The 4,913-nt window shown below is 57.4% G+C and carries 5 protein-coding genes; all 5 read right to left on the bottom strand.

Translation table 11 applies throughout. The features are described from left to right. Positions 1 to 1,356 (bottom strand): DUF5666 domain-containing protein (locus J1C54_RS16060; protein WP_229149919.1); only part of this gene is annotated, 1,356 nt, incomplete at its 3' end. Further along, a complete protein-coding gene (locus tag J1C54_RS16055) occupies positions 1,353 to 2,165 on the bottom strand; it encodes a DUF6502 family protein (RefSeq protein WP_229149918.1) in 813 nt (270 codons plus the stop codon). The genes J1C54_RS16060 and J1C54_RS16055, both read right to left, overlap by 4 nt. A 97-nt stretch (positions 2,166 to 2,262) precedes the next feature. After that, positions 2,263 to 3,069, bottom strand: a complete 807-nt coding sequence (locus tag J1C54_RS16050) for a hypothetical protein (protein WP_229149917.1) — start codon at positions 3,067 to 3,069, stop codon at positions 2,263 to 2,265. Positions 3,070 to 3,101: 32 nt separating this feature from the next. Then, a complete protein-coding gene (locus J1C54_RS16045) occupies positions 3,102 to 3,239 on the bottom strand; it encodes a hypothetical protein (RefSeq protein ID WP_229149916.1) in 138 nt (45 codons plus the stop codon). 328 nt (positions 3,240 to 3,567) lie between these two features. Then, positions 3,568 to 4,913 (bottom strand): jacalin-like lectin (locus tag J1C54_RS16040; RefSeq protein WP_229149915.1); only part of this gene is annotated, 1,346 nt, incomplete at its 5' end.

The following is a 4,913-nucleotide window of genomic DNA, read 5'->3' as shown; positions in this document are numbered from 1 at the left end:
GAAGAAAGCGCTGGCGTCGTCCTCAAAATCACTGGAAGAAACATCCACCGGCACACCGAGTATGGTCAAAGAGGTATTAGGTGTAGTGCCTGTGACTGGACCGCGCAGGGCCACTACCAGCGGCAGGTCGATATCCTCACGAACAACCTCGGTAAGCACTAGAGTGTCACCACTTATAAACCCGCGCAGCTCAACGTAGTCATCCACTGCCAGATCGTCCAGTCCGAAGAACTCTTCGTCAGCTTCGCTGTTATCTTCATAGCTGGTGCTGGTATTGGAGACCAGAGTCAGGCCCAGTGCACTAATGGTTCCTTCGTTGAGCGGCAGGTTAGTTGGGCTAATGGCCGAGATCTGACCGTCGATCCGTACGTTATCTTCCTGTTCGAACTCGACTTCATCCGCCAGAATGCCGCCTGCTGACCAGATGCCCTCGACCTCAACAATAGCTCCGACAATCAGTTGCCCGGCATCGCCACCACTGAACTCGGCACCGGCCTTGATGGATACGGGAATACCGCTCACTGCAATCTGGCTGCTGGAGCTGACCTCAGTGATGACGCCCTTGAGTTCAGCTTCGGAGCCATCCTCCAGATCATCGAAACCACTGCTGAAGCCCTTCACTTCGTCTGCTTCCAGAATGTCTCCGTTCAGGCTGCCGCGAACACGCACCGCGATACCATTGGCGAGCATGTCATTTGGCAGAGAGGAGAGGCTTGCAGTGTTGTAGTCGACCACCAGTCCATTAATCTCAAAGGTAAGGTTTCCGCTGTTCAGGTTGGATACCTTGCCAATAACCCGGGGCTCACTGACATTATCTTCATAGCCGACGTAGGTGGCGATGATCACGCCATCGGCAGCAATGTAGCCACTGACCTCCACGCCATCTCCGACTTCAAGTCGATCGAAGTCAGTGCCGACAGTGGCAGAAGTGAAGCGTGTATCTACCACCGTGTTTGCACGAACCTGCACAGTCTGTCCCAGCGCATTGAAGCGTTGGTTTATGGCATCAATACTGGTGATGCTGGCCTTGAGCAGGGTTTCCTGGGTGACAGTGTCAGCAATCGGATTGCCGTTCCCGTCAACGCTGGATGATGTGATAACGACAAATTCGCCCACCTCAAGCAAGTCAGAGGTGCTCGGGTTGTCGTCGATTCGTATCTGCGTGTTGCCGTCAACAATATAGCGCCGGCCATTTTGCAAGATGCTGCCGAACGCATTGATCGGGCCTGCGGAGACGCCTGGCGACGGTGCGCCACTGCCATCAATGCCCGCAGTCTGGCTGCCGCCACCACAGGCGGCCAGTGTCATCACGCTCGCGGCGGTCAGACACTGCATCCAGCGAGGAAAAGTTTTCATTTTTTATCTCCGTAATCTTCAATCAGATACATGCCCAAACCGAGACGGCAGTGTTGCGTGCTGTCCTCGTCGCGGGCGCTTTGTTCCAATTGTTGGTTCAGCCAGTCGTCCAGCTTTTCCAGGAACTGCTGGCCCTGATCTGCCAGCAGAGTGTTAAAACGTTGGGCCGTCGCGGCGTCCGCGCCCTCGACCACAACACGACGTTCAAATCGTTTGGCCTGCTTGCTATCGCGAGGGTAAAGGTTGTGATTCAGGGTCGAACCCAGGTCATGAATGACTTCGGTAGCCCGGCGAGTGGCGATCGGATCGTTGCCGGGGGGAATAAAGGTGCGCGCACGAGCGGTGATCATATCGCCGTCCTGTGTGACAGCATTCAGGCGCAGCAATTCCTTCAGGAAGGCGGTGTGGGGTACATCGCCGGCGTATTCCTTGAGTAGCAGCCAGAAATCTCCGGCAGCGGCGCTGCTTAACGGATGGGCATTGCCTTGCCCGTCCGAGAAGCGGGAATCGCGGTGCCAGCCGGACAGCACCCGGGTGATCCGGTCGGTACGCTCCACCGCGGGCTGGTCGCTCTCGTCGGCGCGATGATCCAGTTGGCGTTTGATTTCCTTGCGATCAAGACCGGTCAGCAAGCTGATGCGCGAGACATTGGTGGGCCGACCATCCTTGCCGAAGTGGTCCGCCGCCACGCATACGTACTCATGCTTGAGCAGGGCGACAAGCTCCTGATAGCTGACACCGTTCTCCAGCAACAGCCGCAGCTGAGGCCTGAGCATGTCAACGAATGGGGTCAGGTCTTTGCCGTTCATGAGATTCTCCGCATGTGGGGTAATAAACCCCAAATAGTTGGCTTTTGGCAAGGCCATTCGTCGGCTAGGTGCTCTATTTAGCCCTCTGTGGCTTTATCTACGGGCGGGTAAGACGTTGAATCTCCTGCTTTTTCATCAGTTTTTCCAGCGTATTGCTCAGATGCCGCGGAGTAATCACCGTTTTGAAAGTATTGTGGAAGTCCTCCTGCTGGGCGCCAGTTGGGCCTGACTCGCCAATTTCGCAGGTGTGGGCATCGAACTTGCGGGTGACTTTAGGCTCGCCGGCCAGAAAATCATTCGAGCCTTCCAGAAAAGATGTTTCCTTTTTTACGCTGCGGGCTTGCACCACAAATCCATCCTTTCCATTCACCAGAGACAGGTTGGAATAGGCGCCAATGTGGCACCAGCTTACGTTGCCGGCAAGGCCTCCAAAGTATACGGATATTCCCTCTGGGGAGACGTTGGTGCCGGTATAGGCTCTGCCGGGGGCAAGCACAAGAATGGCGTCCAGTTGATGCTGGCCAGCCATTTCCTTTAGGTGATCTGCCAGTTTCCAGTGCGCTCTCTGCCAGAGGGCGTCGCCAAAGGATCGTTTTACCTCTTCTTCCTCTCTTGCGATAAGTGCTGCAGGATCGTACTCAAGGTGGACTACCTCATAGCGCTCCATTGCTGCCAGCGCGCGTTCAATATTTTCCTGATATAGCGCATCAAGGTTGGCGTCAGCGACTTTGAACTCGCCTCTGTTATTGCCGAAAACCGTCATCCCCAGGCGGTAATAGCCTGCGGTGTCCCCCATGATGGATACAACGCCCACACGTTTGACTTCGTTGTAATCGAAAGGCGCCCTTGGTGTGGTGGAGCAGCCTTGCAGAAGCAGAACAAGGGCGAGTAGGTATTTCATCATCAGTAGTTTCTCCAGTTTCAGAGTTGTAGGGGTCAGGGCAGGTCGTAGTTGTGGTGCAACTCAATCCGGGTCGGAATGAAGGGTTCCTGACTGTGGCTTGAGCCGCCGCCGCAACTGGCGAGCAGAACGAAGAGCGCTAACCAGGCCGGCAAGCAGCTGTATCGAGTCATGCGGAGCATTCATCCCTGAAATAAAAAAAGGGTCTTGGCAGAGTAGTTATACAGTCGGTGCGAACGGAATATTAGATCAGGGCGTTCCGGAAGAAAACCGGTTGATCGGTGCGGTGTCATTGGCCGCCAATTACCTCGGTATAACGCCTTGCAGAGAAGAAGCGGGTTTATGATCGCGTCCTCAAAGCGGCTTCAAAACATCAGAACCAGTTAACAGAGCAAGCCACAAAGGCGGAATAATTTGCTCTGGTTCGGTTATTTTTCTCCGCACGGAGAGGCGTGCCCAGGGTGGCGCGGGATTGCTCCCACGCGAGCCCCGGCGGCTACCTCACTCCGGCATCATGACAAAGCCGATCCGATCCAGTTCGCTGCCGGCGCGGCCATAACTGGCCACCAGCTGCTGGCCGGCGGGTGCGGTAATCACGAAGCGTTTGCTGGTCTGGCTGCCACCGGCCAGCGTGCGGCCGGTGCTGGTGGTGAGCTTCAGATAGAACACCCGGTCCGAGCGATTTTTCCGGCCGATGTGTACTTCCGCCTGCTTGATCACCTCGCCTGGCGCCAGCTCAAGGCTGCGCAGGTTGCCGCCGTTGCCGCCGTGGCTGAAGGTCAGGGTATTGCCGCTGCCCGACACCAGCTGCAGTTGCAGCTGATCAACGCGCGAGCCGGTGCGCAGCGTGATGCGCTTCAGATAGGCGATGCCGTCGAGCGGAATATGCTGGCGATCATCAAAGGCACTGCCGCCGTTGCCGCCGTAGGCTGGCGTCACCGACAGCGGCGTGCTGACCAGATCGTTTACCGCCATCTGTTTCAGGGTCAGGGCCGGATCTTTCAGATTGGCCGGGTTGCGCTCGCAGGTGTTTTCCAGACCGATGCCGAAAATCACATCCTGACCGCCGTCGGCGCGGCACACGGTATCGTACTCGGGCCGGGTTCTCTGGCGCGGATTGGTGGAACCGGGGAACACCGCGGCGGGGCTCAGCTCCGTCAGTGGCAGCAGCGACGGGGTCCATTCCACACCCGGGCCGCGCGGATCTTTCCAGTAGAAGCAGTAGTTGCCATCGGTGTAGCACAGCCCGTCAAGCGTGCAGCGGGCGCGCTGATCATGGTAGCCGCCGTGGGAATACTTGCCGACGTAGACAACTGGGTGGCGGCCGTCTTTCAGCGGCACGTCAGCGGCGTCCAGGGTGTAGCGACCGTTGTGCTGGTTGTAACTGACGTGACGCAGGTTGCCGTCCTGCAGATGCACGGTGATCCGCTCCCAGTCGTCGACATGGCCACCGCCAAAGGTGCTGCAGTTATTCTGGTTGCCGTAGTAGACCCAGTAGGTAATCAACTTGGCGGTGACGCCGTTATGGGTAATGACGTGCTCCTCCCAGAACATCGGCGGCGGGTTGGCTTCAAACGCGGCTCTGGAGCGGCACTCGCCGGAGTTCTCGCCGTTGCCCGGCATGGACGGCCAGCATTCCAGATCGCTGCGCAGCTGGAAGCTGGGCGCATAGGTATACGCATCGCTGGCCAGGGCGCTGGCCGGTTGGACCAGCAGGGCAAGGCAGGCGAGCAGCAGGGCAGGGTACAAGCGGGTGCGGCGCATCATCGATTTCCTTGTTGTTGTTATCGGAACTTCCGGTTCCTGAGCGAACGCTCGACTGCTGCCGGATATCATATTGGTACGAT

Origin of the sequence: Alcanivorax sp. 1008, assembly GCF_020667895.1 — a bacterium.
Classification (GTDB): domain Bacteria; phylum Pseudomonadota; class Gammaproteobacteria; order Pseudomonadales; family Alcanivoracaceae; genus PGZG01.
This window is presented reverse-complemented; position numbering and strand designations above follow the sequence as displayed.

Coding starts and splice junctions, on each gene's coding strand:
- J1C54_RS16055 (WP_229149918.1), bottom strand. CDS start 2,165: ATGAACGGCAAAGACCTGACCCCATTCGTTGACATGCTCAGGCCTCAG.
- J1C54_RS16045 (WP_229149916.1), bottom strand. CDS start 3,239: ATGACTCGATACAGCTGCTTGCCGGCCTGGTTAGCGCTCTTCGTTCTG.
- J1C54_RS16050 (WP_229149917.1), bottom strand. CDS start 3,069: ATGATGAAATACCTACTCGCCCTTGTTCTGCTTCTGCAAGGCTGCTCC.